This window comes from Buchnera aphidicola (Panaphis juglandis) (genome assembly GCF_964059065.1).
In the GTDB taxonomy this organism is placed as follows: Bacteria; Pseudomonadota; Gammaproteobacteria; order Enterobacterales; family Enterobacteriaceae; genus Buchnera_L; species Buchnera_L aphidicola_AM.
In genome coordinates this window covers 23,276-48,601 of sequence record NZ_OZ060378.1, presented here as the reverse complement: position 1 = coordinate 48,601, position 25,326 = coordinate 23,276, and the positions used below count along the sequence as shown (strand labels likewise).

The 25,326-nt window shown below is 25.4% G+C and carries 16 protein-coding genes, 4 tRNA genes and 1 pseudogene; 16 read left to right on the top strand and 5 right to left on the bottom strand.

Annotated elements, in window-relative coordinates; translation table 11 throughout:
* Positions 1 to 26: 26 nt before the first annotated feature.
* Positions 27 to 1,751 (top strand): DNA primase, encoded by a 1,725-nt coding sequence (gene dnaG / locus AB4W46_RS00220; RefSeq protein WP_367678544.1) that lies wholly within the window; start codon positions 27 to 29, stop codon positions 1,749 to 1,751.
* A gap of 110 nt (positions 1,752 to 1,861) precedes the next feature.
* Positions 1,862 to 3,661, top strand: coding sequence for an RNA polymerase sigma factor RpoD (gene rpoD, locus AB4W46_RS00215; protein WP_367678543.1), 1,800 nt, complete (start codon positions 1,862 to 1,864; stop codon positions 3,659 to 3,661).
* A 94-nt stretch (positions 3,662 to 3,755) separates the two neighbouring features.
* Here rpoD and argH read toward each other — a convergent pair whose 3' ends face one another.
* Positions 3,756 to 5,144 (bottom strand): argininosuccinate lyase, encoded by a 1,389-nt coding sequence (gene argH, locus AB4W46_RS00210; protein ID WP_367678707.1) that lies wholly within the window; start codon positions 5,142 to 5,144, stop codon positions 3,756 to 3,758.
* A gap of 94 nt (positions 5,145 to 5,238) precedes the next feature.
* The gene (locus AB4W46_RS00205; RefSeq protein WP_367678706.1) at positions 5,239 to 6,450 is read right to left on the bottom strand and encodes an argininosuccinate synthase; all 1,212 of its coding nucleotides are present in this window, start codon (positions 6,448 to 6,450) and stop codon (positions 5,239 to 5,241) included.
* A gap of 260 nt (positions 6,451 to 6,710) precedes the next feature.
* Here AB4W46_RS00205 and AB4W46_RS00200 point away from each other — a divergent pair, with 260 nt between their 5' ends.
* Positions 6,711 to 6,881, top strand: coding sequence for a hypothetical protein (locus AB4W46_RS00200; RefSeq protein WP_367678542.1), 171 nt, complete (start codon positions 6,711 to 6,713; stop codon positions 6,879 to 6,881).
* 420 nt (positions 6,882 to 7,301) lie between these two features.
* On the opposite strand, the gene AB4W46_RS00195 is transcribed toward AB4W46_RS00200, so the two are convergent.
* Complete coding sequence (locus AB4W46_RS00195) at positions 7,302 to 8,198, bottom strand: methylenetetrahydrofolate reductase (protein ID WP_367678541.1); 897 nt, start codon at positions 8,196 to 8,198, stop codon at positions 7,302 to 7,304.
* A gap of 185 nt (positions 8,199 to 8,383) precedes the next feature.
* Between AB4W46_RS00195 and AB4W46_RS00190 the strand changes: the two genes are divergently transcribed.
* From AB4W46_RS00190 to rpoC, 12 genes and pseudogenes are all read left to right on the top strand, one after another.
* Positions 8,384 to 8,456, top strand: a tRNA-Thr gene (locus AB4W46_RS00190).
* Positions 8,457 to 8,462: 6 nt separating this feature from the next.
* A tRNA-Tyr gene (locus tag AB4W46_RS00185) sits at positions 8,463 to 8,545 on the top strand.
* A 24-nt stretch (positions 8,546 to 8,569) separates the two neighbouring features.
* A tRNA-Gly gene (locus AB4W46_RS00180) sits at positions 8,570 to 8,641 on the top strand.
* 14 nt (positions 8,642 to 8,655) lie between these two features.
* A tRNA-Thr gene (locus AB4W46_RS00175) sits at positions 8,656 to 8,730 on the top strand.
* Positions 8,731 to 8,826: 96 nt separating this feature from the next.
* A complete protein-coding gene (locus AB4W46_RS00170; protein ID WP_367678540.1) occupies positions 8,827 to 9,207 on the top strand; it encodes a preprotein translocase subunit SecE in 381 nt (126 codons plus the stop codon).
* A 1-nt stretch (position 9,208) separates the two neighbouring features.
* On the top strand, positions 9,209 to 9,757 hold the full coding sequence (gene nusG, locus AB4W46_RS00165) for a transcription termination/antitermination protein NusG (RefSeq protein ID WP_367678539.1): 549 nt from the start codon (positions 9,209 to 9,211) through the stop codon (positions 9,755 to 9,757).
* A 48-nt stretch (positions 9,758 to 9,805) separates the two neighbouring features.
* Positions 9,806 to 10,234: a 50S ribosomal protein L11 gene (rplK, locus tag AB4W46_RS00160; RefSeq protein WP_367678538.1), complete on the top strand. Its 429-nt coding sequence runs from the start codon at positions 9,806 to 9,808 to the stop codon at positions 10,232 to 10,234.
* Positions 10,235 to 10,954 (top strand): 50S ribosomal protein L1, encoded by a 720-nt coding sequence (gene rplA / locus AB4W46_RS00155; protein ID WP_367678537.1) that lies wholly within the window; start codon positions 10,235 to 10,237, stop codon positions 10,952 to 10,954.
* A gap of 62 nt (positions 10,955 to 11,016) precedes the next feature.
* Positions 11,017 to 11,520 (top strand): 50S ribosomal protein L10, encoded by a 504-nt coding sequence (rplJ, locus tag AB4W46_RS00150; protein WP_367678536.1) that lies wholly within the window; start codon positions 11,017 to 11,019, stop codon positions 11,518 to 11,520.
* 68 nt (positions 11,521 to 11,588) lie between these two features.
* Complete coding sequence (gene rplL, locus AB4W46_RS00145) at positions 11,589 to 11,957, top strand: 50S ribosomal protein L7/L12 (protein ID WP_367678535.1); 369 nt, start codon at positions 11,589 to 11,591, stop codon at positions 11,955 to 11,957.
* A gap of 253 nt (positions 11,958 to 12,210) precedes the next feature.
* Positions 12,211 to 16,233: a DNA-directed RNA polymerase subunit beta gene (gene rpoB / locus AB4W46_RS00140; RefSeq protein ID WP_367678705.1), complete on the top strand. Its 4,023-nt coding sequence runs from the start codon at positions 12,211 to 12,213 to the stop codon at positions 16,231 to 16,233.
* A 68-nt stretch (positions 16,234 to 16,301) separates the two neighbouring features.
* Positions 16,302 to 20,423, top strand: a pseudogene (gene rpoC / locus AB4W46_RS00135) (DNA-directed RNA polymerase subunit beta'); the annotation flags it as partial.
* A gap of 148 nt (positions 20,424 to 20,571) precedes the next feature.
* On the opposite strand, the gene AB4W46_RS00130 reads toward rpoC, so the two are convergent.
* Entirely contained in the window at positions 20,572 to 21,072 is a 501-nt protein-coding gene (locus AB4W46_RS00130; RefSeq protein ID WP_367678534.1) for a TIGR00645 family protein, read from the bottom strand.
* 124 nt (positions 21,073 to 21,196) lie between these two features.
* Here AB4W46_RS00130 and purH point away from each other — a divergent pair, with 124 nt between their 5' ends.
* Positions 21,197 to 22,825, top strand: a complete 1,629-nt coding sequence (purH, locus tag AB4W46_RS00125; protein ID WP_367678533.1) for a bifunctional phosphoribosylaminoimidazolecarboxamide formyltransferase/IMP cyclohydrolase — start codon at positions 21,197 to 21,199, stop codon at positions 22,823 to 22,825.
* A gap of 81 nt (positions 22,826 to 22,906) precedes the next feature.
* Here purH and metE read toward each other — a convergent pair whose 3' ends face one another.
* Positions 22,907 to 25,183 (bottom strand): 5-methyltetrahydropteroyltriglutamate--homocysteine S-methyltransferase, encoded by a 2,277-nt coding sequence (metE, locus tag AB4W46_RS00120; protein WP_367678532.1) that lies wholly within the window; start codon positions 25,181 to 25,183, stop codon positions 22,907 to 22,909.
* Positions 25,184 to 25,326: the final 143 nt, after the last annotated feature.

The window sequence follows — 25,326 nt, the reverse complement described above, 5'->3', positions numbered from 1 at the left end:
TGAAAATCCACTATAAAGTAAAAACTATGCATTCTTTTATACCAAAAAATATCATTAAAAAAATACTCGAACAAGTAAATATTATTAATATAGTCAAAACATACATACAGTTAAAGAAAAAAGGAAACAAATACTATGCGTTATGCCCTTTTCATAACGAAAATCATGCTTCGTTCTTCGTAAACGAAGAAAAACAATATTTTTATTGTTTTGGTTGTAATACTCATGGAAATAGTATTGATTTTTTAATGAAATATAATCAAATTACTTTTATAGAAAGTATTTATGAATTATCTAAAATTACTAATATTAAAATACAAAATAAAGAACAAAATATTGAATATATTCAATACACAAAAAAACAAAAAATATATAATTTCACAAAAAAAACATCAAAATTATATCATAAAAACCTTCAATTAAATCATTCATATCAGGCTAAAAAATACCTAAAAAAAAGAAATATTAATAATAATATGATTCAAAAATTTTATATTGGATTTTCCTACAAATATTGGTATATGAAAATCATAAAAGAAGATAAAAATTATTTTAATCATTTAATAGATATTAAAATAATTAAAAAAACAACATATGGTTATTACGATTATTTCGAAAACAGAATTATTTTCCCTATTATTAATCAATTCGGAGATATCACAGGTTTTGGAGGTCGATCAATACATAAACAATTACCTAAATACATTAACTCATCTAAAAACGAAACCTTTAACAAAGGATATCAATTATACGGTATTAATTACCTCGAAAAAAATAAAAAAAAAAAATATATTTTAGTAGTAGAAGGTTATTTTGATGTAATATCACTTACTCAACATGAAATTAAAAATGTAGTATCACCATTAGGAACAATGATTACTCAGTATCAAATAAAAACAATTTTTCAATTTACAAATCAAATTATTTTTTGTTACGATGGAGACGATGCAGGAAAAAAAGCAGCATGGAGAACAATTAAAATTATCATATCATATTTGGATGATACTAAAAGTATTAAATTCATATTCTTAACAAACGGTGAGGACCCTGATAGTATCATTCATAAAGAAGGAAAAAAAAAATTTGAACAACGCATAAAAAAATCAATACATATATTTGATGTTTTAATAAAATTTCTATTCCCTATAAAAATATTATCCTGCATAGAAAAAACAATGCAAATGATCAATAAAGCAATACCTTTAATAAATAAAATACCTAGTGAATATAAAAAAAACTTTTTAAAGAAAAAAATTGGATATATCATAGGAATAAATGATACAAAACAGTTAGAAAAAATACTTTTTGAAATAAAAAAACCCAAAAAAAATCCTCACCATATTTCTCTCAATAATATTCGAACTTTAATCAGTTTAATTATACAAAACCCAGATTTAATTAAAATTATTCCATATCCTATAAATGATTTAAAAATATCAAAAATAGAAGGATTATCTTTATTTATACAAATTTTTCAATTATGTCAAAAATATAAAAATATAAATACTGGACAAATATTAGAACTGTATCGAAATAAAAAAAATAAAAATAATATTTATAAATTATCATGCTGGGAAAATATGATTGATAAAAAAAAAATAAAATATGTATTCATTGATTTAATAGAAAAAATGTATAAAAAAATACTAGATAACAGGTATCATCAATTAATGTGGAATTATCGATTTAAAAAAATTAATCTAAAACAAAAAAAAATGTTATGGAAAATTCATATCATTTTATCAATGTAGTATGATATCATTAAAAAATATAATAAAAATTGTCACATAATTATAGTATAATAATATTTGAAAAATCATGTACAATTCACTCACAATCAATCAAATATGGTATTCATATTATGGAATATAACTCTCAATTACAAATTAAAATGCTTATTATACACGGTAAAAATCAAGGATATTTAACTTACATGGATATTCACAATTTTTTATCTAAAGAAATTATTAATTCTAAACAAATTGAAGACATTATTCAAATGATTAATGATATGGGAATTCAAATAATTGATAAAACAAACAAAAAACTTAAAAAAAAAAACCATCACATAAATTCAGAAAACACATTAGAAAATAATCCTTCTACTTCTGAATCAGAAACAGATTTTGGAAGAACAACAGATCCTGTACGAATGTATATGCGTGAAATGGGAACTGTTTCTCTATTAACAAGAGAAGGAGAAATTAATATAGCAAAAAAAATCGAAGAAGGATTATATCAAATACAATCTTCGGTTTCAGAATTTCCAGAAGCTGTTGTATATCTTATTAATCAGTATGAACGTGTAAAATCCGGTCAGATTCGATTATCTGATATCATTTCAGGATGCATGAATATTAATAAAAAAAGAAAAAAAAAAAAAAAAAATCAAAAATTAAAAAAAAATCAAATAAACCAAAAAAATAATCAATTACTGATAGAAGAATATAATATTGATATCGAACTCGCAAAACGAACTTTTGTAAAATTAAAAAAACAATATATTAAAACTAACAGCATTATACAACAAAAACACAGACATCATAAAGATTCCAAAAATGAAATTAATAAGTTATCTAAAATATTTAAACAATTCAAATTAGTTCCAAAACAATTTGAATACCTGATACAAAACATGCGTAACGTGATTCAAAGAATTAGAAATGAAGAACGATTAATTATGAAAGTATGTATTGAAAAATGTAAAATTCCAAAAAAAACTTTTCTACAATTATTTATGGGTAATGCAACTAAAAAAAATTGGTTTTATATTGCTAAAAGCATGAATAAAATATGGTCAAAAAAACTAAATAAATTTCAATCAAAAATATTCTTAATAATAAAACAATTAATACAAATTGAAAAAGAAACAGGAATCAGTATTGATGAAATTAAAAACATCAATCGCAGAATGGTAATTGGCGAAACACAAGCAAAACGAGCAAAAAAAGAAATGATTGAAGCAAATTTAAGATTAGTAATTTCTATTGCAAAAAAATATACTAATCGAGGACTACAATTCTTGGATTTAATACAAGAAGGAAACATCGGATTAATGAAAGCAGTAGATAAATTTGAGTATCAAAGAGGATATAAATTTTCTACATATGCAACATGGTGGATTAGACAAGCAATTACAAGATCTATTGCAGATCAAGCTAGAACAATTAGAATTCCAGTACATATGATTGAAACTATTAATAAATTAAACAGAATCTCAAGACAAATTTTACAAGAAATCGGTAGAGAACCAACTCCAGAAGAATTATCAACACGAATGTTCATTCCAGAAGAAAAAATTAGAAAAGTTTTAAAAATCGCTAAAGAACCAATATCCATGGAAACCCCTGTTGGGGATGATGAAGATTCACAGCTCAGTGATTTTATAGAAGATACTAATCTAGAACTTCCAATTAATCTAGCAACAACTGAAAGCTTAAAAGTTGCTACATGTAACATTTTATCTGCCTTAACAGCACGAGAAGCAAAAGTACTACGTATGCGATTTGGGATTGACATGCATACTGATCACACACTAGAAGAGGTGGGAAAACAATTCTCTGTAACTAGAGAACGAATTAGACAAATAGAAGCAAAAGCATTAAAAAAACTTCGACATCCAAGCCGTGCTGATATCTTAAAAAATTTTTTAGACGACTAATATGAAAATTAAAATAAATTTTTATATAAAAAAGCATTTCCTTTAAAATGGAAAGCTAATTTATATAAATAAATCTTAAAAATATATAATTATTTTAATTAATACAAGAAAAATATAAACTATTTTTAATATTTTTAATTGATTTTAGTACCTGATTAAAAGATACTCCACCTTTCGATGACTTGTTATCAATACAAGATACAATATCTAATTTATTATAAACATCTAATTCAAATAAATCACTATATTTTTTAAAAATATTAATATCTAAATTTTCTAAAAAACACTTTTTTTTTATCGCTTCTAAAACAATTTTACCAGAAATATGATGAGCATCACGAAATGCTAAACCTTTATTTACTAAATAATCAACTAATTCTGTAGCATTAGCATAACCTTTATAAGCTGATTTTAAACAATTAAAACGTTGTATTCTAAGTGTTTTTAATACTAATTCAGCAATTTTCAAACTATTTCTCCAAATATTAACCGTAGAAAATAAAACTCCTTTATCCTCTTGAAGATCTTTGTTATACGATAAAGGCAATCCTTTTAATATTACTAAAATACTAATTAAAGATCCATAAACTATACCAGTTTTACCTCGAATTAATTCTAATGCATCTGGATTTTTCTTTTGAGGCATCAAAGAAGAACCTGAAGTAAACAAATCAGATAATTCAACAAAACTTACTTCACCAGAATTAAAAAAAATCAAGTCTTCAGACAATCTAGATAAATGCATCATACTAATCGATGCAATGGATAAAAATTCAATAACATAATCTCTATCAGAAACAGAATCTAAACTATTATTTGTTGCAGTTAAAAAACCCATATCCATAGCTAATTTATTACGATTAATATTACAAAATGTTCCAGATAAAGCTCCTGAACCAAGTGGGCTGCTATTAATTCTCAATAAAGAATCTTTTAACCTTTGTTCATCTCTTTTAAACATTTCAATATATGCTAAACACCAATATGCAAAAGTAATAGGTTGAGCACGTTGTAAATGAGTATAACCAGGCATAATACATTTATAAGAAACTTCAGATTGTAAAACTAGTGTATATTGTATTTTTTTTAAATCTTCAATTAATTTATAAATAATATTTTTACACCAAAGTTTTAAACTATTTGAAACCTGATCATTTCTACTACGTCCAGTATGTAATTTTTTACCTAAAACACCAATCATATTTACCAACTCAAACTCCACCCAGCTATGAATATCTTCTGAATCACTGTTTAACATCAATTTTGGATTATGAGAAACCTTTTTTAATAAAATTTTCAATGCATTCTCAATACTTTTCTGTTCAAATATAGTTAATACCTTACATTCTAATAATGATTTAGACCAAGAAATTGAACCTAAGATGTCATATTTTACTAATTGATAATCAGTATGCAAAGAATTATTAAAATTCTGAAATAATGGATTAGATTTTTTTAAAAATCTACCCCCCCATAATTTTATACTTGAATTCATAATTAAGCCCATAAAATATTTATAAAAATAAAATTATATTAATTCTAAAATTCTTTAATAAATACGATGATGCAAAATAATATCACTTGTTGTTATTAAGTGCTCGAAGACGAGATGATAACGAAAATAATTTAATAAATCCTTCTGCATCATGATGATCATAAACAGTATCTTCTCCAAAAGTAGCAAATTCTTCTGAATATAAAGAAAATTTAGATTTTTTTTGTGTTACAACAACATTACCTTTATATAACTTCAATACTACTTTTCCAGTAATCATCTCAAAAAATACTCGAGCAGAATTTTGTATAGATTTTCGGATTGGAGAAAACCACAAACCATCATATACAATTCTAGACATTTCTAAACCTAGTTTTTCTCTCCAATGAAAACTATTACGATCCAAAACTAATTGTTCAATAGATCGTATAGCTTCCATCAAAATAGTACCTCCTGGAGTTTCATAACAACCTCGAGATTTTATTCCTATTAATCTATTTTCAACAATATCAACACGACCAATTCCATGTTTAGAACCCAAATCATTTAATATTTCCAAACATTTTACTAAACAAATATCTTTATTATTTAAAGATATTGGATAACCATTTTTAAAAGTTAAAGTTACGTATTCTGCTTTATCAGGAGCATCAATGGGGTCATTCGTCCATAACCAACAATCTTTATTTGTTTCATTCCATAAATTTTCTAATCTTCCTCCTTCTGTAGAAATATGCCAAATATTTTCATCTCTACTATATATTTTTTCTTTTGTAATTATTGTAGAAATATTCTTATCTTTTAAATATTGTATCAAATCTTCACGAGATGAAAATTTCCATTGTCTCCATGGTGATAATACTTTTAATTTTGGATTTAAAGCAGCATAAGCCATCTCAAATCGTACTTGATCATTACCTTTTCCGGTCGCTCCATGACATACAGCAACAGCATTAATTTTTTTAGCTAATTTAATTTGTGATTTAGCAATTAATGGACGAGCCATAGCTGTTCCTAAAAGATAATTACCTTCATACAATGCCCCGGTACTTAATACAGGAAAAACATAATTTTTAATAAACTCTTTTCTTAAATCCATAATATAGCAATCACATGCTCCAGATTGCATTGCTTTTTCTTTAATTCCATCTAAATCATTTCTTGACTGTCCAATATCTGCAACAAAAGCTACAACTTCAATTTCATAATTCTCTTTAATCCATGGAATAATTGCTGAAGTATCTAAACCTCCAGAATATGCTAAAACAACTTTTTTAGAATGTTTATTAACAATTATCATTATTTTTATCCTTTTCCCATAATAGATGTTTGTAAATAATCACCATATAATATTTCTTTTAATTTTTAAAATTTAAACAAGAAGAAATATTCAATAATTGATTTAAATGTTGAGCAAAACTAATTGCTGTTTGAACTTTAATTAACATCCCACTATTAATAAAACCTTCATTAAGTAATTAATTAAAATATAAAATATTTAAATACAGGAATTATGTTTCCTTTTCTATCAAAACACCGATTACATCAGTTAATATGATTAAACGATCATTAAGAGACTTTGATAACAATATAGCAATAATATCAGAATCTATATGCATTCATAAATTATCTGTATTAATACCACAAGAATTAATAATCGGAATCATATTATTTGATGAAAGATATTTAATAAAACCCAATGAATTACAAGATGAATTAAAATAATTTTTAGTATTTTGTAAATTTAAAGTAATGATGTCCATATCACTACAAAATAAACCAAATGAATTAATATTATTAAATTTTGAGTGTTTTAAAATAAAATTGTTAATAATAACTGAAAATACCAATTTTCAAATAATTATTATTATAATTTGAATATTCCATACTACATAAAAATTTATCTTTTGATATGATTGATATATCATTAAAGATACTTCTGAACCAAAACTGATCACCATGTATAATTACTATTTTTGATTAGAAGTTTTATGAAAAATATTTAATATTTTAAAAAATTTATTTATAACAGCATCACTTCTTAATAAAATTCCACCGAATTTTATCATCAGTATATTTTTCATGTGTCAATATTCAATTAATATGTATTAAAAACAATTAATTATTAAAAATTAATATTGTTTTCTATTCAAAACTAGAATTTTGTTGTAAAAGAGTACATAAAGTGTAAATTGTATCAAAGTGATTTAAAGTATAAAAATGAAAACTAGATACTCCTTCTGAACACAATTTTTGAATAATATTAACACATATTAATAAACCAACCATCTTATTTATATATATATCTTCATGACTAACGTTTTGAAAAATATTATGTATCCATTTTGGAATATGAACATTTGTCATACTCACAAACTTTTTTAATTGTTGAAAATTAACAATTGGTAAAATCCCTGGAATAATATCTACTGAAATACCTACTTTTAAACAATTATCTCGAAATTTTAAATATTTATCGACATCAAAAAAAAACTGTGTAATTGCTCTATTTGCACCACAATTGATTTTCATTTTCAAATTATTAATATCATCTTTTATATTTTTAGATTCTGGATGCTTCTCGGGATATGCTGCAACAGAAATATCAAAATCAGCAACTTGTTTTAATAAATACACTAAATCAGATGCATAAAATTTTAAAGAATTTTTATTGTGTAAACTATCCCCTCTTAATGCAACAATACTTTTGATACCATCATCCCAATATCTTTTAGCAAGATCTCGAATATATTTTTTACTAAAATTTGCACAAATCATATGTGGAGCAATATTTAAATTTAATTTTTTTGGTATTTTTTGAATTGATTGATATGTATAATCTTCAATATTGTTTTTAGAAGTACAAGTAATAGATATAAAATTTGGATTAAAAATACTTAATTTTTTAATAGAAGACAAAAACTTACCCTGAGGGTCAGAATAATTAATAGGAGGAAAAAATTCAAAAGAAAATTTAATTCTAGATTTAATATTAAATATATTTTGATACAATTGATCATGATACTGATTAATAGAATTCATAATAAGATTTCCAAATTAATAACTAAAATATTTAATAAAATATTTAAATATATTATAAATAATACCATGATTAAAATTAAAACCATAAAAATATTTAAAAAACTTAAAAAAAATAAAAAAAAATGAAATTTAAGGTTGCATAATTCGTTATCTAAAAGTAATATAGAAGATAGAAAAACTTTATCGCCGGCTTAGCTCAGAAGGTAGAGCAACTGACTTGTAATCAGTAGGTCACCAGTTCGATTCCGGTAGCCGGCAAAAATAGGTGGAGTTCCCGAGTGGTTAAAGGGAGCAGACTGTAAATTTGCCGTCGAACGACTTCGAAGGTTCGAATCCTTCCTCCACCAAATATGTGGAATCAAAAATATTATGCGGACATGGTATAAAGGTTATTACTTTAGCCTTCCAAGCTAAATATGCGGGTTCGATTCCCGCTGTCCGCTAAAAAAATAAAAATGCTGACATGGCTTAGTGCGGTTAAAGCACACCCTTGGTAAGGGTGAGATCCCCAGTTCGAATCTGGGTGTCAGCAAGTGATTAAATAATTTCTGTTATAATTTATAGAATTCATAAAAAACTTAAAATATTTTTAAAATAAAAAACCAAAATATTATAATTTAAACTTAAAATGAAAAACGATAAAAAAAAAAAAAAAACAAGAAAAAAAAAAATAAATTTTTACAAAAAAAACATATTAAAAATATTTATTGTGATAATAACTATTGGTATACTATATTTAATAAATATCAAAAAAATAAATATTGCTTATATTTTTATCATTATTACTCTAATATTTAATGTATTTATAATAAAAAAATTAATTCAAATAATTAAAAAAAAAAAAATAACAAACCTAGAAATAAAAAAAATAAATTGGTTAAATAAAAAATCAACATTAAAAATAACAACACTTATTTTTATCAGTAGTATAATATTATCTACAGTATTATGGATTTTAGATAAAACAATATTTTTTATAATATCAACTATTATTCATATAAGGTTTTAAAATGTACGATACTGAAAGAAAACGTTGGTATATTCTACAAACTTTCTCAGGATTGGAAAATCGTATAGTAGAAAAAATAAAAGAAAAAATCCAATCTAGTGAAATTCGAAACTTATTTGGTAAAATTATGGTTCCAGGAGAAAAAGTAGTAGAAATAAAATTTGGAAAAACTAAAAATAGTGAATTTAAATTTTTCCCTGGATACATTTTAATAAATATGTACATGAATGAAAAAACTTGGTACTTAATAAAAAGTATACCAAAGCTTATCGGTTTTATAGGTAGTATTTCAGATCAACCAAAAGCAATTAGTAATTCAGAAATTGAAAAAATTAATAAAAGAATAAAAACATTAGGTCACATACCAAGACCTAAAATTTTATTTAAAACAGGTGAAGAAATACGTGTTAAAAATGGACCATTTTCTGATTTTCATGGAATTGTCGAAGAAGTAGATTATGGTAAAAACAGACTTAAAGTATCAGTATCAATTTTTGGTAGATCAACTCCTGTTGAATTAAATTTCAGTCAAGTTGAAAAAAATACATAACAGTAATGTAAAAACATTATAAAAATTAAAAAAAAAAGTAAAAATATTATGGCTAAAAAAATACAATCATATATAAAATTACAAATTCAATCTGGCCTAGCAAACCCAAGCCCACCAATTGGTCCTGCATTAGGACAAAAAGGTGTAAATATTATGGAATTTTGTAAAATTTTTAATCAAAAAACAAAAGACCTAGAAAAAGGTATGCCAATTCCAGTTATTATTACTGTATATACTGATAAATCTTTTACATTTATTACTAAAACTCCACCAGCATCATTTTTATTAAAAAAATACTCTAATATTAAAAAAGGATCCAGTAAACCTAACACAGAAAAAGTTGGTATTATTAAAAATCATCATATTGAAGAAATTGCTAGAATTAAATTAACAGATATGACCGGATCAAATATTAAAAAAATAAAAAATTGTATAAAAGGTACTGCAAAATCCATGGGAATCACAATAGAGGATTAAATGGTTAAAATTACAAAAAAAAAACAACAAATCATAAAAAATATAAACTTTAAAAAAGAATATAATATTGAAGATGCAATTAATTTAATGAAACATTATAAAAATAAAAAATTTAATGAAAGTGTTGACGTGTGCATTAATCTTGGTATTGATCCTAAAAAAACTGATCAAAATATCCGAGGAATTACAGTTCTTCCACACGGAATTGGTCGAAATATCAAAATTGCTGTATTTACACAAGGTGATAATATTGAACAAGCTATGAAAAATGGAGCAGATATAGTTGGAGGAAGTGAAATTATACCAAAATTAAAAAATAAAAAAAATCATTTTGATATTGTCATTGCATCACCAGATACTATGCATATAGTGAGTAAATTAGGCCCAATTTTAGGTCCAAAAGGAATTATGCCAAACCCAAAAACAGGAACAATAACAGAAAATATTGCAAAAACAGTAAAAAAATTTAAAAAAGGACCGGTACGTTATAAAAATGATAAAAATGGTATCATACATGTTACTATTGGAAAAATCAATTTCACAAATTTACAATTAAAAAATAATTTTTCTGCACTGATGAATGAAATAAAAAAATTAAAACCAAAAAACTCAAAAGGAACATTTATAAAAAAAATATTTTTGTCAACTACTATGGGTTTTGGAATCATGATTAATATAGAAAATATCAACAAAATACAACAAAAAATATCTCCAAAATAATAAATTTTATTATAAAATTATTATACCATATATAATTATAATAAAATAATTAGGAATATAATATGGCATTAAATTTACAACAAAAAAAAAATATTGTTTGTAAAATCAATAAAATTGCTAATTCATCATTATCTGCAATTATTGCAGAAAATAATAATATTTGTGTAAATGATATTACACAATTAAGAAAAAATAGCCGATCAGAAAATGTAGAAATACATGTTGTAAAAAATACACTTCTAAAATTATCGTTTCAAAATACACATTTATCATGTTTAAATGATCAATTAAAAGGACCAGCATTAATTGGATTTTCAATGAAAAATCCAGGTAACGCAGAAAAAATATTTAAAAATTTTAAAAATAATAATAAAAAAATAAAAATTATTACCGCTGCGTATCAAGGAAGGATTTTATCTAAACAAGAAATTAATTATTTTGCAAATTTACCTTCTTTAAAAGAAGCAATCATGAGCTTCATGTACACTATGAAGCATGCAGCAATAGGAAAATTTTTATTATTATTATTAAATATAAAAAAAAAAAAAGAAACACTTAAAAAATAAATATGACTGTAGTACAATAAAAAATAACGTGAAATATAAGTTATTATTGTAGTTAGGAAAATTGAATAATGGTAATGACAAAAGAAAAAATAATCGAAGCAGTATCACAAATGTCTGTGATAGATGTTGTAGATCTAATCAATATGATGGAAAAAAAATTTGGAGTCTCTGCAATTTCAAATATTACACAAAATGTAAATACAGAAAAAGAACAAAAAGAAGAAAAAACAGAATTTGATATCATTCTAAAAGAAATTGGAAGTAATAAGATATCTGTCATTAAAGCTGTACGTAGTGCTACTGGATTAGGTTTAAAAGAATCAAAAGATTTAGTAGAATCAGCTCCAACAATTTTAAAAGAAAAAATTAGCAAAAAAGATGCTGAATCTTTAAAAAACCTCTTGGAAAAATCTGGTGCAATAATAGAAATGAAATAAAGTTTGATATTATTATATTTATTGGTATATTGAACATATACTGCTGGTGAAAAATATAATCACCAGCTGAATATAATTAAAAAATTATACAAAAATTATATATATTAATATAATTTTATATAATCTGTGAAGAAATAATTTAAAATTAAAAAATATTATTTTCAAATAATTTTTACTTTTTTATAACTAATCTTATATACAATTAAATTTTGTTTAATTTATATATATTAATTAAATTAAATTTAGGAATTTAATAGTGTATTCCAAGACTGAAAAAAAACGAATCCGGAAAGATTTTGGGAAATATATTACTATTCTAAAAATCCCATACTTACTTTCTGTACAAATAGATTCTTATAATAAATTTATTAAGAAAGATAAATTAGGTAAAAGAGGATTAGAAGCAGTATTTCAATCCATTTTTCCTATTAAAAGCTACAATAATGCAGAGCTACAATATATTAATTATAGTATTGGAAAGCCAACGTTAAGTGCTAAAGATTGTCACATGAGAGGAGCAACATACTCTGTGTCAATAAAATCTACATTAAGATTAGTAGTATATGAAAATGATAATACTAATAAAAACATAAAAATAATTAAAGAACAAGAAGTATATATGGGAGAAATTCCCATGATGACAAATAATGGAACATTCATAATTAATGGAACAGAAAGAGTAGTAGTATCTCAGTTACATCGAAGTCCAGGTGTATTTTTCGATAGCGATAAAGGAAAAACTCATTCTTCTGGAAAAATACTATACAATGCAAGAATTATACCATATCGTGGATCATGGTTAGATTTTGAATTTGATCATAAAGACCATCTATTTGCTCGTATTGATCGAAGAAGAAAAATACCAATCAGTATTATTTTACGTGCATTAGGATATAATTCAGAAGAAATTTTAAATTTATTTTTTAAAAAAAATCATTATCAATTTATTAAAAATAAAATTTATATTAATTTTATACCTGAAAAACTAAAAAATAAAAAAATAAACTTTGATATTATTCATAATAATATTATGTATACAAAAAAAGGAGAAAAAATTACTGATCAAAAAATTCAAATATTAAAAAAAAAAAAAATAAATTACACAGAAGTAAAAATAGATCACTTAATTGGATCTATTTCCTGTAAGGATTATTTTGATGATAAAAAAAAAATAATCATCACAGCTAACGAAGAAATAACATTGGAACATATAAAAAAATTCCAAAAAAAACAAATTAAAAATATAAGTACAATTATTATTAATGATTCGGATAATAGACCATACATATCTGAAACAATGAAAATAGATTCTACCTCAGATACAACTAGCGCATTAATAGAAATATACAGAATCATGAGACCTGGAGAACCACCAACAAAAGAAGCTTCAGAATACTTATTCTCTAATCTATTTTTTTCAGAAGATAGATATGATTTATCATTTATTGGAAGAATGAAATTTAATAAATCAATGAATCGTAAAAAAAATGTGGGTTCGAATATTTTAAGTAAAAAAGATATCATTTGTGTAATTAAAAAATTAATTAAAATCCGTAATGGTCAAGATACTATCGACGATATTGACCATCTTGGTAACAGACGCATAAGATCTATTGGTGAAATGATCGAAAACCAATTTAGAATTGGACTAATTAGAGTAGAACGAACAGTAAAAGAAAGATTATCTGTAGGGGATTTAGAAACATTAATGCCTCAGGATATTATCAATTCAAAACCAATTTCATCGGTTGTAAAAGAATTTTTTACATCTAGCCAATTATCACAATTTATGGATCAAAATAATCCATTATCTGAAATTACTCATAAAAGAAGAATTTCTGCACTTGGATTAGGAGGTTTAACAAGAGAACGAGCAGGATTCGAAGTTAGAGATGTTCATCCAACACATTATGGTAGAATCTGTCCTATTGAAACCCCTGAAGGACCTAATATTGGTTTGATTAATTCTCTAGCAATTTATTCAAAAATTAATAAATATGGTTTCTTAGAAACACCATATCGTAAAATAAAGGATGGTATTTTAACAAACGAAATCAACTATTTATCAGCAATTGAAGAAAATAATTATATTATTGCACAAGCCAATACAAGCATTGATAAAGAAGGAAAATTAATACAAGATTTAATGATGTGTAGATATCAAGGTGAATCACATTTATTTCATAAAAATAAAATCCATTATATGGATGTTTCTGCTCAACAAATAGTTTCTGTAGGGGCTTCATTAATTCCATTTTTAGAACATGATGATGCAAACCGTGCACTAATGGGCGCCAACATGCAAAGACAAGCGATACCAACCATGAAATCTGAAAAACCATTAGTTGGTACTGGAATGGAAAGATCAGTAGCAATCGATTCAGGAGTCACTGTGCTTGCAAAAAGAAATGGAATAGTGCAATATGTAGATTCTGCTCGAATTATTGTTAAAGTTGATGAAAATGATATGGAAGTAGAAGAATCTGGAATCGATATTTATAATTTAATAAAATACAATCGATCTAATCAAAATACTTGCATAAATCAAGTACCATGTATTAAATTAGGTGAAAAAATTAAAAAAAATAACGTATTAGCAGATGGACCAGCAACAGATTTAGGAGAGCTTGCTCTAGGACAAAATATGAGAGTGGCATTTATGCCATGGAACGGATATAATTTCGAAGATTCAATATTAATTTCCGAAAAAGTGATTCAAAAAGATCAATTTACAACCATTCATATTCAAGAATTATCCTGTATGGCAAGAGATACAAAATTAGGACCAGAGGAAATCAGTTCAGATATACCAAATATTAGCGAATCTTCTCTATCTAAATTAGATGAATCAGGAATTGTATACATTGGAGCAGAAATTACTGAAGGAGATATATTAGTAGGAAAAGTTTCACCAAAAAATGAAAGTCAATTAACTCCAGAAGAAAAATTATTACGAGCAATTTTTGGAGAAAAAGCATCAGATGTTAAAGATTCTTCACTCCGTGTTCCTAGTGGAATATCAGGAACAGTAATTGATGTTCAAATATTTACTAGAAATGGAGTAGAAAAAGACACACGAACATTAGAAATCGAAGAAGAACAAATTAAAAAAATAACTAAAGAACTCACTGAAGAATTTAATATATTTAAATACCATTTATTTGAAAGGATTAAAAGTATATTAATTACTGAAGGCATATTAGAAACATATTTAAATGGCATTCCAAATGATTCATGGAATAGTATTCATACTAAAAATCCAAAAAAAAATAAACAAATATCAAAAATATTTAAACAATATAAAACTTTAAAAAAAGAACTAGAAAAAAACATTGAATTTAAAACAAAAAAAATAATTCAAGGTGATGATTTAGCTCCAGGTGTTCTTAAAACTATTAAAGTATATTTAGCGGTTAAAAGACAAATCCAAACAGGTGATAAAATAGCAGGAAGACATGGAAACAAAGGAGTAATATCAAAAATTAATTGCGTAGAAGATATGCCATATGATAAAAATGGAATACCAATCGATATCGTTTTAAATCCATTAGGCGTACCATCACGTATGAATATTGGACAGATTTTAGAAACGCACTTAGGAATGGCAGCAAAAGGTATAGGAGATAAGATTAATAATATGATTAAACAACAAAAATCTATTCAAAATATCAGAAAATTTATACAACAAGCATTTAATTTAGGAGAAAATATTAGACAAAAAATTAATTTTGATAATTTTTCTGATGATGAAATATTAACTTTAGCTAAAAATTACAAAAATGGATTACCAATTTCAACCCCAGTATTTGATGGAGCAAATGAAAAAGAAATAAAAGATTTATTATGTTTAAGTGGATTTCCAAAATCAGGAAAAATTCATTTATTTGATGGAAGAACAGGAGAAAAATTTGAAAGACCAATTACTGTAGGATATATGTATATGCTAAAATTAAACCATTTAGTTGATGATAAAATTCATTCACGTTCCACTGGTTCATATAGTTTAATTACACAACAACCTCTTGGTGGTAAAGCACAATTTGGTGGTCAAAGGTTTGGTGAAATGGAAGTATGGGCTCTAGAAGCCTATGGTGCATCATATACATTACAAGAAATGTTAACAGTAAAATCCGATGATGTAAATGGTAGAACTAATATGTATAAAAATATCATAAAAGGTAACTATCATATGAATCCTGGTATGCCTGAATCATTTAATGTTCTATTGCGTGAAATTCGATCCTTAGGTATTAATATTGAACTAGATGATGAATAAAAATCAATCATATAATATAGTTATCTTCACAACTATTTAATAAAAATTTTTAAAACAATGGAGTATTTGTGAAAGATGTCATTCAATTCTTAAAACACAACAACAGCAACGTCGAAGATTTCAACTCTATAAAAATTTCATTAGCGTCACCAGATATAATTCGTACATGGTCATTTGGTGAAGTGAAAAAACCAGAAACCATAAATTACCGAACTTTTAAACCAGAAAGAGATGGTTTATTTTGTGCAAAAATCTTTGGACCAATTAAAGATTATGAATGTTTATGTGGAAAATACAAAAGATTAAAACATCGAGGAGTAATATGTGAAAAATGCGGTGTAGAAGTTACAACAACAAGAGTTCGAAGAGAGAGAATGGGTCATGTAGAATTGGCTTCACCAACAGCACATATTTGGTTTTTAAAATCTTTACCTTCAAAAATTAGTTTAATACTTGATATTCCATTACGTGACATAGAACGAGTTCTATATTTTGAATCGTATGTAGTAATAGAAGAAGGAATGACGAATCTTAAAAAAAAACAAATATTAACTGAAGAACAGTATTTAGATGCATTAGAAGAATTTAGTGATGAATTTGATGCACATATGGGAGCTGAAGCTATCCAAAAACTTCTCAAAGAGATTGATTTATCTGAAGAACATGAAAAACTACATTCTGAATTAAAAGATGCACACTCAGAAAATAAAAAAAAAAAACTCACAAAACGTATTAAAATGTTAGAATCATTCATATTATCAGAAAATAAACCAGAATGGATGATTTTAACCGTATTACCAATATTACCCCCTGATTTAAGACCATTAGTACCATTAGATGGTGGTAGATTTGCAACATCAGACTTGAATGATTTATACAGAAGAGTTATTAATCGTAATAATCGATTAAAAAGACTTTTAGAATTATACGCACCAGAAATTATTGTAAGAAACGAAAAAAGAATGCTACAAGAAGCAGTGGATGCATTATTAGATAATGGAAGACGAGGAAAAGCTATTTTAGGGTCAAACAAAAGACCTTTAAAATCATTAGCTGATATGATTAAAGGTAAACAAGGTAGATTTAGACAGAATCTACTTGGAAAACGTGTAGATTATTCTGGACGATCCGTCATTACTGTTGGCCCATATTTAAAACTAAATCAATGCGGTTTACCAAAAAAAATGGCACTAGAACTTTTTAAACCATTTATTTTTGGAAAACTTGAACAGCAAGGATTCGCGAATACTATAAAAGCTGCTAAAAGAATGGTAGAATCAGAAGAACCAATTGTTTGGGATATATTAGAAAAGATGATTCAAAATCATCCAATTTTATTGAATCGAGCACCTACATTACATAGATTAGGAATACAAGCTTTTGACCCAATATTAATTGAAGGTAAATCAATACAATTACATCCACTTGTGTGTGCTGCTTATAATGCAGATTTTGACGGCGACCAAATGGCTATACATATACCATTAACTATTGAAGCACAATATGAAGCACGTAATTTAATGATGTCTACCAAAAATATTTTATCTCCTGCAAATGGAGAACCTATTGTTATTCCTTCACAAGATGTAATATTAGGTTTGTATTATATGACAAGAACCAAAATTCACAGCAGAGGAGAGGGATCACTCTTTAAAAACCCTAAAGAAGTAGAAAAAGTATATCAAATGGGATTAATAGATCTACATGCAATAATATATGTAAAAATTAAAGAATATCAAAAAAAAAAAAATAACACATTTAAAAAAACCACTCAAACAACTAAAACAAGTGTAGGTCGAGCAATTTTATGGATGATTATACCAAAAGGTTTACCATTTACATTAATTAATAAAACGTTGAATAAAAAATCCATTACTAATATTTTAAATATATGCTCTCACACCTTAGATTTAAAAGAAACAGTATTATTCGCGGATCAAATCATGTACACCGGTTTTAAATATTCAACAATATCTGGAGTTTCTGTTGGTATTGATGACATGATTATACCAAAACAAAAATTTAAAATTATTTCTGATGCAGAAAAAGAAGTATTAGAAATACAAGAACAATTTCAATCAGGATTGGTTACAGCAAGTGAAAGATACAATAAAATTATCGATGTATGGTCTAATTCTAATGAAAACGTATCAAAAGCTATGATGCACAATTTATCGACAGAAGATGTATTGAAAAATAACGGAAAAAAACAACAACAAAAATCATTTAACAATATTTTCATGATGGCAGATTCTGGAGCAAGAGGCTCTGCAGCACAAATTAGACAATTAGCAGGGATGCGAGGTTTAATGGCAAAACCAGATGGATCTATTATTGAAACACCAATTACAGCAAATTTCCGTGAGGGATTAAATATATTACAATATTTTATCTCTACACATGGAGCTCGAAAAGGATTAGCTGATACTGCATTAAAAACTGCGAATTCTGGATACCTAACTCGTCGACTAGTTGACGTTGCACAAGATTTAGTCATTACAGAAAATGATTGTCAAACACAGAATGGAATCATACTACATGCAATTATTGAAGGTAGTGAAACCACAGAACCTCTCCGAGACAGAGTATTAGGTCGTGTTACATCAAAAAATATATTATACCCAAATTCTGAAAAAATATTAATTCCAAATAATACATTATTAAACGAATACGAATGCACAATATTAGAAAAATATTTAATTGATTCTGTGCATGTAAGATCTGTAGTAAATTGTGAAACAAACTTTGGAGTTTGTGCTCGTTGTTATGGATATGATTTAGCAAGAGGGAAATTAGTGAAACAAGGAGAAGCAATTGGTGTCATAGCAGCTCAATCAATTGGTGAACCAGGAACGCAATTAACAATGAGAACATTTCATATTGGAGGAGCAGCTTCAAGATCAGTAAAAGAATCAAGCATTGAAATTCAAAATACAGGAATTATTAGTTTAAATAACGCAAAAACCGTAATGAATTCTTATAAAAAATGGATAATCATATCTAAAAAATCTGAACTCAATATATTAGATAAAACAGGTTCAGTTAAGGAAAGTTATAAAATACCATATGGTGCAGTACTAGAAAAAAAAAATGGAGATCAAGTCAATATTGGAGAAACGCTAGCGCAATGGGATCCTCATACAATCCCAATCATTACTGAAGTATCAGGATATATAAAATTTATTGATATGATTGAAGGACAGAGTGTTATCAAACAACACGATGATCTTACTGGATTATCTTCTATGGTGGTATTAAATACATCCGAAAGAACAAATCTAGGAAAAGAACTCAGACCAACAATTAAAATTGTTACAGAAAATGAAGAAGATATTTTTATTCCTGGAACTGATACACCAGCACAATACTTTTTACCTGGAAAATCCATTATACAAATCAATAATAGTAATAAAATTAATGCAGGAGATACTCTTGCTAAAATCCCACACGCTACTGGAGGAACAAAAGATATTACAGGTGGTTTACCAAGAGTTGCGGATTTATTTGAAGCCAGATACGGAAAAGAACTAGCAATATTAGCCGAAATAAGTGGATTCATCTCTTTTGGAAAAGAAACAAAAGGTAAAATACGACTTATTATTACATCCGAAGATAATAAAAATAAACATGAAGAAATGATTCCAAAATGGAGACAGCTTAATATTTTTGAAGGAGAATTAGTTAAAAAAGGAGATATAATATCAGATGGTTTAGAATCTCCTCACGATATCTTACGTTTAAAAGGAGTACCAGAACTGACAAAATATATTGTCAATGAAGTACAAGAAGTATATAGACTACAAGGAGTCAAAATAAATGACAAACACATTGAAGTCATCCTAAAACAAATGTTAAGAAAAGTAACAATTATAAATCCTGGTCATTCTAATTTTTTAAATGGTGAACAGGTTGAATATTCTCGAATTAAAATGTATAATATTAAATTAAAAAAACTCAAACAAATTCCAGCAAGCTTTTCTAGAAATTTATTAGGTATTACGAAAGCATCATTAGCAACCGAATCATTCATATCTGCAGCATCATTTCAAGAAACTACTCGTGTATTAACTGAAGCAGCAATTTCTGGTAAAAGAGATGAATTACGAGGATTGAAAGAAAATGTTATTGTTGGAAGATTAATTCCATCTGGAACAGGATATACATATCATCAAAATCGATTAAAGAAAAAAAAACTAAAAAAAAAAATAAAAAAAAAAAATTAATATAAAACTATATCCTTTAAAAAATAATCAATAATAATTTTGTGATAACTATATTCTTAAAAAGCTATCACAAAGATAATTCTTAATATAAAAATTATATTTGCATTTAAATTTTTTAAATATGAATATTTTTTTTATTCATTTTATCAATATAAGACATTCCAAAAGCAGATAATACGAAAGTTAAATGAATCACTACACACCACATAATTTTATCATCTAAAATTTTTTCTGCTTCCATAAATAATCGTAATAAATGAACAGAAGAAATAGCAACAATTGAAGAAGCAACTTTATTTTTAATGGAATTAACGTCCATAGTTCCCATCCAACCTAGTCTATTTTTATTATCATTAACATCCATTTTAGAAATAAAATTTTCATAACCTGAAAACATAACCATAACCAATAAACCTCCAACTAAAGCAATATCAATTAATGATAACACTATTAAAACTAAACCTGATTCAGACATAATCAAAATTTCTGGAATAACAGATAAAATCTGCTGAAAAAATTTTATTGTTAATAATAAAAAACCTAAAGATAAACCAATATAAACAGGAAACATTAACCATCGTGATGAATATATAATAATCTCAATTTTTTCTTCCATACTTGTAACCTCATATAAAAACTATACTATATTCATAAAATATTATTTTTAAAAAAATCACAACACTATATTAAATTTAAATAATATGGAAATATATTTATAATTATAATTTTATTAAACAAACATGTTCATATGGTATGAACAATATATTTTACTGAATAAAGAAATGACAAATGATCATAAAAAAATAAAAACTGCACTGATAAGTGTATATAATAAAAAAAAAATTGTAGAACTTGCTCAAGGGTTACAAAAAAAAAATATAGAAATATTTACCACCAATAACACTGAAAATTTTTTAAAAAAAAACAATATTACCACAACTAATGTATCAAAAATTACAAAATATCCAGAAATATTGAATGGCAAAATAAAAACATTGCACCCAAAAATATTTGCTGGTATTTTAGGAAATAGAAAAGAAAATCATAACACCATAAAACAATACAATATCCCCATAATTGACTTGATAGTAATTAATTTCTACCCATTAGAAAACATAGAAAATCACATTAAATTTGAAAATAATATTGATATTGGAGGACCTGCGATGGTCCGAGCTGCAGCAAAAAATCATAAGAACACAATTATAATAACTAATATTTCTGATTACGATTATATTTTAAATGTCATAAATACTACTCATTCATTTACTATCATGGAACGATTAAAATTTGCTAAAAAAGCTTTTGAATATACTTTAAATTACGAATTTCTAGCATTAAAAATGTTCAATAAAAAAATAAATACTATAGAAGGTAAAAATCAAGATCTATTACCAAAAAAACTATACATAAAATATCATAAAAAACAAAATTTAAAATATGGAGAAAACCCGGATCAAAAATCAGCATTATATTTTCAAAAAAATAATAAAAACAGAAATATTGATAATTTCAAACAATTGAATGGAACTGATTTATCATATAACAACATTTATGATGCTAATATAGCATATGATTGTGTAAATCAATTTAATGAGCCATCATGTGTAATCATTAAACATGGAAATCCATGTGGAGCTTCTATTTCAAATAATATTACTGATGCTTATAGTAATGCATATAATAGTGACCCAGTTTCAGCATTTGGAGGTATTATTGGTTTTAATAAAATAATTAACAAAGATGTTATAATAAAAATCATAAAAAATCAATTTGTGGAATTAATTATTGGTCCAGAAATTAATCTAGATGCATTAAATTATATTAAAAAAAATAAAAATATAAAAATATTAATTTGCGGAAATTATAAAAAAAAGAATGTTTCAAAAATAGAAATAAAGAGTATTAATAATAGTTTGCTGATACAAGAAGTTAATAATCAAAAAGAAGAATATCAAAATTGGGAAGTTGTAAGTAAAAAAAAACCAACAGAACAAGAAAAAAAATATGCAAAATTTAGTTGGAAAATCTCAAAATTTGTTAAATCCAATGCAATTGTATATACCCATAAATATAATATAATTAGTATTGGATCTGGACAAACGAATCGAATAGAAGCAGTAAAAATTGCAAATCAAAAATATCAATTAAATGTAAATCGATTAAAAATAAAAAATAAAAATATTATTATGACTTCAGACGCATTCTTTCCATTTCGAGATAGTATTGATGAATGTATGAAAAACAATAATCAAATTTCTTGTATTATTCAACCAGGAGGATCAATTAGAGATAATGAAGTTATTGATGCTGTAAATCAGTATAATATTTGTATGATATTTACAAAAAAAAGAATTTTTAAACACTAAAATTAATATGTAAAATATTAAAATTAATATTTAGAACAACAAAAGGGCATGCTTATCCCTTTTGTTCATTAAAAGCTTCAATTATATTTTTATATATTTTTTCCGTATATTTTTTGCAGCAGTGACCATATTTGTTAATGATAAATTTGTCTCATTCCAATTTCTTGTTTTTAAACCACAATCAGGGTTAACCCATAAACGATCTATTGATATATATTTTATTGCTTCAATCAATAATTTCTCAATTTCTACTACGCTAGGAATATTTGGTGAATGAATATCATAAACTCCAGGACCAATTTCATTCGGATATTTAAATTGTTTAAAAAACTTTAATAATTCCATATCAGATCTAGCAGTTTCAATTGTTATTACATCTGCATCTAATTGTACAATAGCATCCATAATATCTTGAAATTCACAATAACACATATGTGTATGAATTTGTGTTATATCCTTTACATGTGAGGATGATAATCTAAATGCTCTAGTAGCCCAAGATAAATATGAACTCCAGTGAGATTTTTTGAGTGGTAAACCTTCTCTTAGTGCTGGTTCGTCAATTTGTATAACATGTATACCTGAATCTTCCAAATCTGAAACTTCATCACGAAGTGCCAATGCAATTTGATTAGATATAATTTGTTTTGGTAAATCTTCTCTTAAAAAAGACCATGATAAAATTGTAATCGGTCCAGTTAACATTGCTTTAACCGGTTTCTTTGTCAAAGATTGCGCATATTTTAACCATTCAACAGTAATCATCTTAGAACGATAAATATCTCCAACAATGATAGGAGGCTTTACACATCTTGAACCATAACTTTGTACCCAACCAAAATCTGTAAATATAAATCCATTTAAATTCTCTCCAAAATATTCTACCATATCATTTCTTTCAGATTCACCATGCACTAAAACATCAATATCCAACAATTCTTGTTGTAAAATAATATGACTAATATGTTTTTTAATAGCAACTTGGTAATCATCAAAACTGATTTTATGATTCTTATAATCTAAACGTAATTTCCTAATTTCATTTGTTTGAGGAAATGAACCGATAGTTGTAGTTGGTAATAATGGCAAATTCAATTTATTTTTTTGAATTTTTGATCTTAGAGAATATGGTTTTAAACGCTTATCATCATTATGTTTAATATTATTAATTCTATCCTGTACTGTTTGATTATTTACATAATTTGAATAAGAATGCGTATATAATAAATTACTCCAATCCTCTAATATTGAAGAATCATGATTATTTAAAGCCTTCGTTAATAAATTAATTTCATAGCATTTTTGTAACGCAAAAGAAAACCAATTTTTAATTTCTAAGCTTAATTTTGTTTCAATATCTAAATCAACTGGACAATGTAAAAAAGAACATGATGGTCCGATCCATAATAATTCACGATTCTTCATAATTGGAGAAATAACATTAAACCAATATTTTAAATCTGTTTTCCATATATTACGACCATTGATAATACCCAAAGAAAGCGTCCACGATTTAGGTATTGTTTCATTTAATCTTAATAAATCATATTTCCCATCTACTGCATCAACATGTAAACCATGAACTGGTAGATTGATAATTGTGTTTATATTATTTTCAATACTTTCAAAAAAAGTTGTTAATAATATTTTATTATCACTCGATAAATATTCATACGTTTGATGAAAAGATTTTAGCCATTCATCAGGCAATTCTAATGATAGGATTGGTTCATCAATTTGTATCCAATCAATACCTTTTTTTTTTATTTTTAATAATATTTCTTTATATACTGGTAATAATTTTTTTAATAAATTTAGTCGATTAAATAATTTACCTTTAGTTTTTCCTAACCATAAATACGTCATTGGTCCTAAAATTACTGGTTTAACTTTATAACCATGGTTTAAAGCTTCGTCAATTTCTTCAAATAATTGATTCCATGTCAAACTAAAACTTTGATCCTCTACAAACTCTGGAACAATATAATGATAATTTGTATTAAACCATTTTGTCATTTCAGATGCTAAAACTGGTTTTTTTTTTTTTGAAATACCACGAGCAATATAAAATAAAGTATCTATATCAATCGTATCATTTTTATTATAATGTCGATTTGGAATATTTCCTAATAACATACTTGTTGTTAAAACATGGTCATACCAAGAAAAATCCCCTACAGGTAATAAATCAATTCCAAGTTTTTTTTGTTGTTCCCAGTGTTTTAAACGTAATTTTCTTCCAACGTTTAACAACTGAACTTTGGAAATTTTACCAGACCAATAATCTTCTTGAGCTATTTTTAGCTCTCGACGAGCACCTATTCTTGGAAATCCTAATGTATGATTACAAACAATCATAAAAATATATCCTATATGTATAATAAATATTATTCTAATCCTAGAATTATTATATCATATAAATATCAATTATACTATAATCAAATTTTATAAGATTAATTGTATAAATATTAAAAATTATCTCAATAAATCTTTAAATACAA

Excerpts from the sequence above, each read along its gene's own strand:
- metE (WP_367678532.1), bottom strand. The coding sequence starts at position 25,183 with ATGATTGTTTGTAATCATACATTAGGATTTCCAAGAATAGGTGCTCGT.
- rpoD (WP_367678543.1), top strand. The coding sequence starts at position 1,862 with ATGGAATATAACTCTCAATTACAAATTAAAATGCTTATTATACACGGT.
- dnaG (WP_367678544.1), top strand. The coding sequence starts at position 27 with ATGCATTCTTTTATACCAAAAAATATCATTAAAAAAATACTCGAACAA.
- rplL (WP_367678535.1), top strand. The coding sequence starts at position 11,589 with ATGGTAATGACAAAAGAAAAAATAATCGAAGCAGTATCACAAATGTCT.
- AB4W46_RS00130 (WP_367678534.1), bottom strand. The coding sequence starts at position 21,072 with ATGGAAGAAAAAATTGAGATTATTATATATTCATCACGATGGTTAATG.
- nusG (WP_367678539.1), top strand. The coding sequence starts at position 9,209 with ATGTACGATACTGAAAGAAAACGTTGGTATATTCTACAAACTTTCTCA.
- purH (WP_367678533.1), top strand. The coding sequence starts at position 21,197 with ATGTTCATATGGTATGAACAATATATTTTACTGAATAAAGAAATGACA.
- AB4W46_RS00200 (WP_367678542.1), top strand. The coding sequence starts at position 6,711 with ATGATTAAACGATCATTAAGAGACTTTGATAACAATATAGCAATAATA.
- AB4W46_RS00195 (WP_367678541.1), bottom strand. The coding sequence starts at position 8,198 with ATGAATTCTATTAATCAGTATCATGATCAATTGTATCAAAATATATTT.
- rplK (WP_367678538.1), top strand. The coding sequence starts at position 9,806 with ATGGCTAAAAAAATACAATCATATATAAAATTACAAATTCAATCTGGC.
- rplA (WP_367678537.1), top strand. The coding sequence starts at position 10,235 with ATGGTTAAAATTACAAAAAAAAAACAACAAATCATAAAAAATATAAAC.
- rplJ (WP_367678536.1), top strand. The coding sequence starts at position 11,017 with ATGGCATTAAATTTACAACAAAAAAAAAATATTGTTTGTAAAATCAAT.
- AB4W46_RS00170 (WP_367678540.1), top strand. The coding sequence starts at position 8,827 with ATGAAAAACGATAAAAAAAAAAAAAAAACAAGAAAAAAAAAAATAAAT.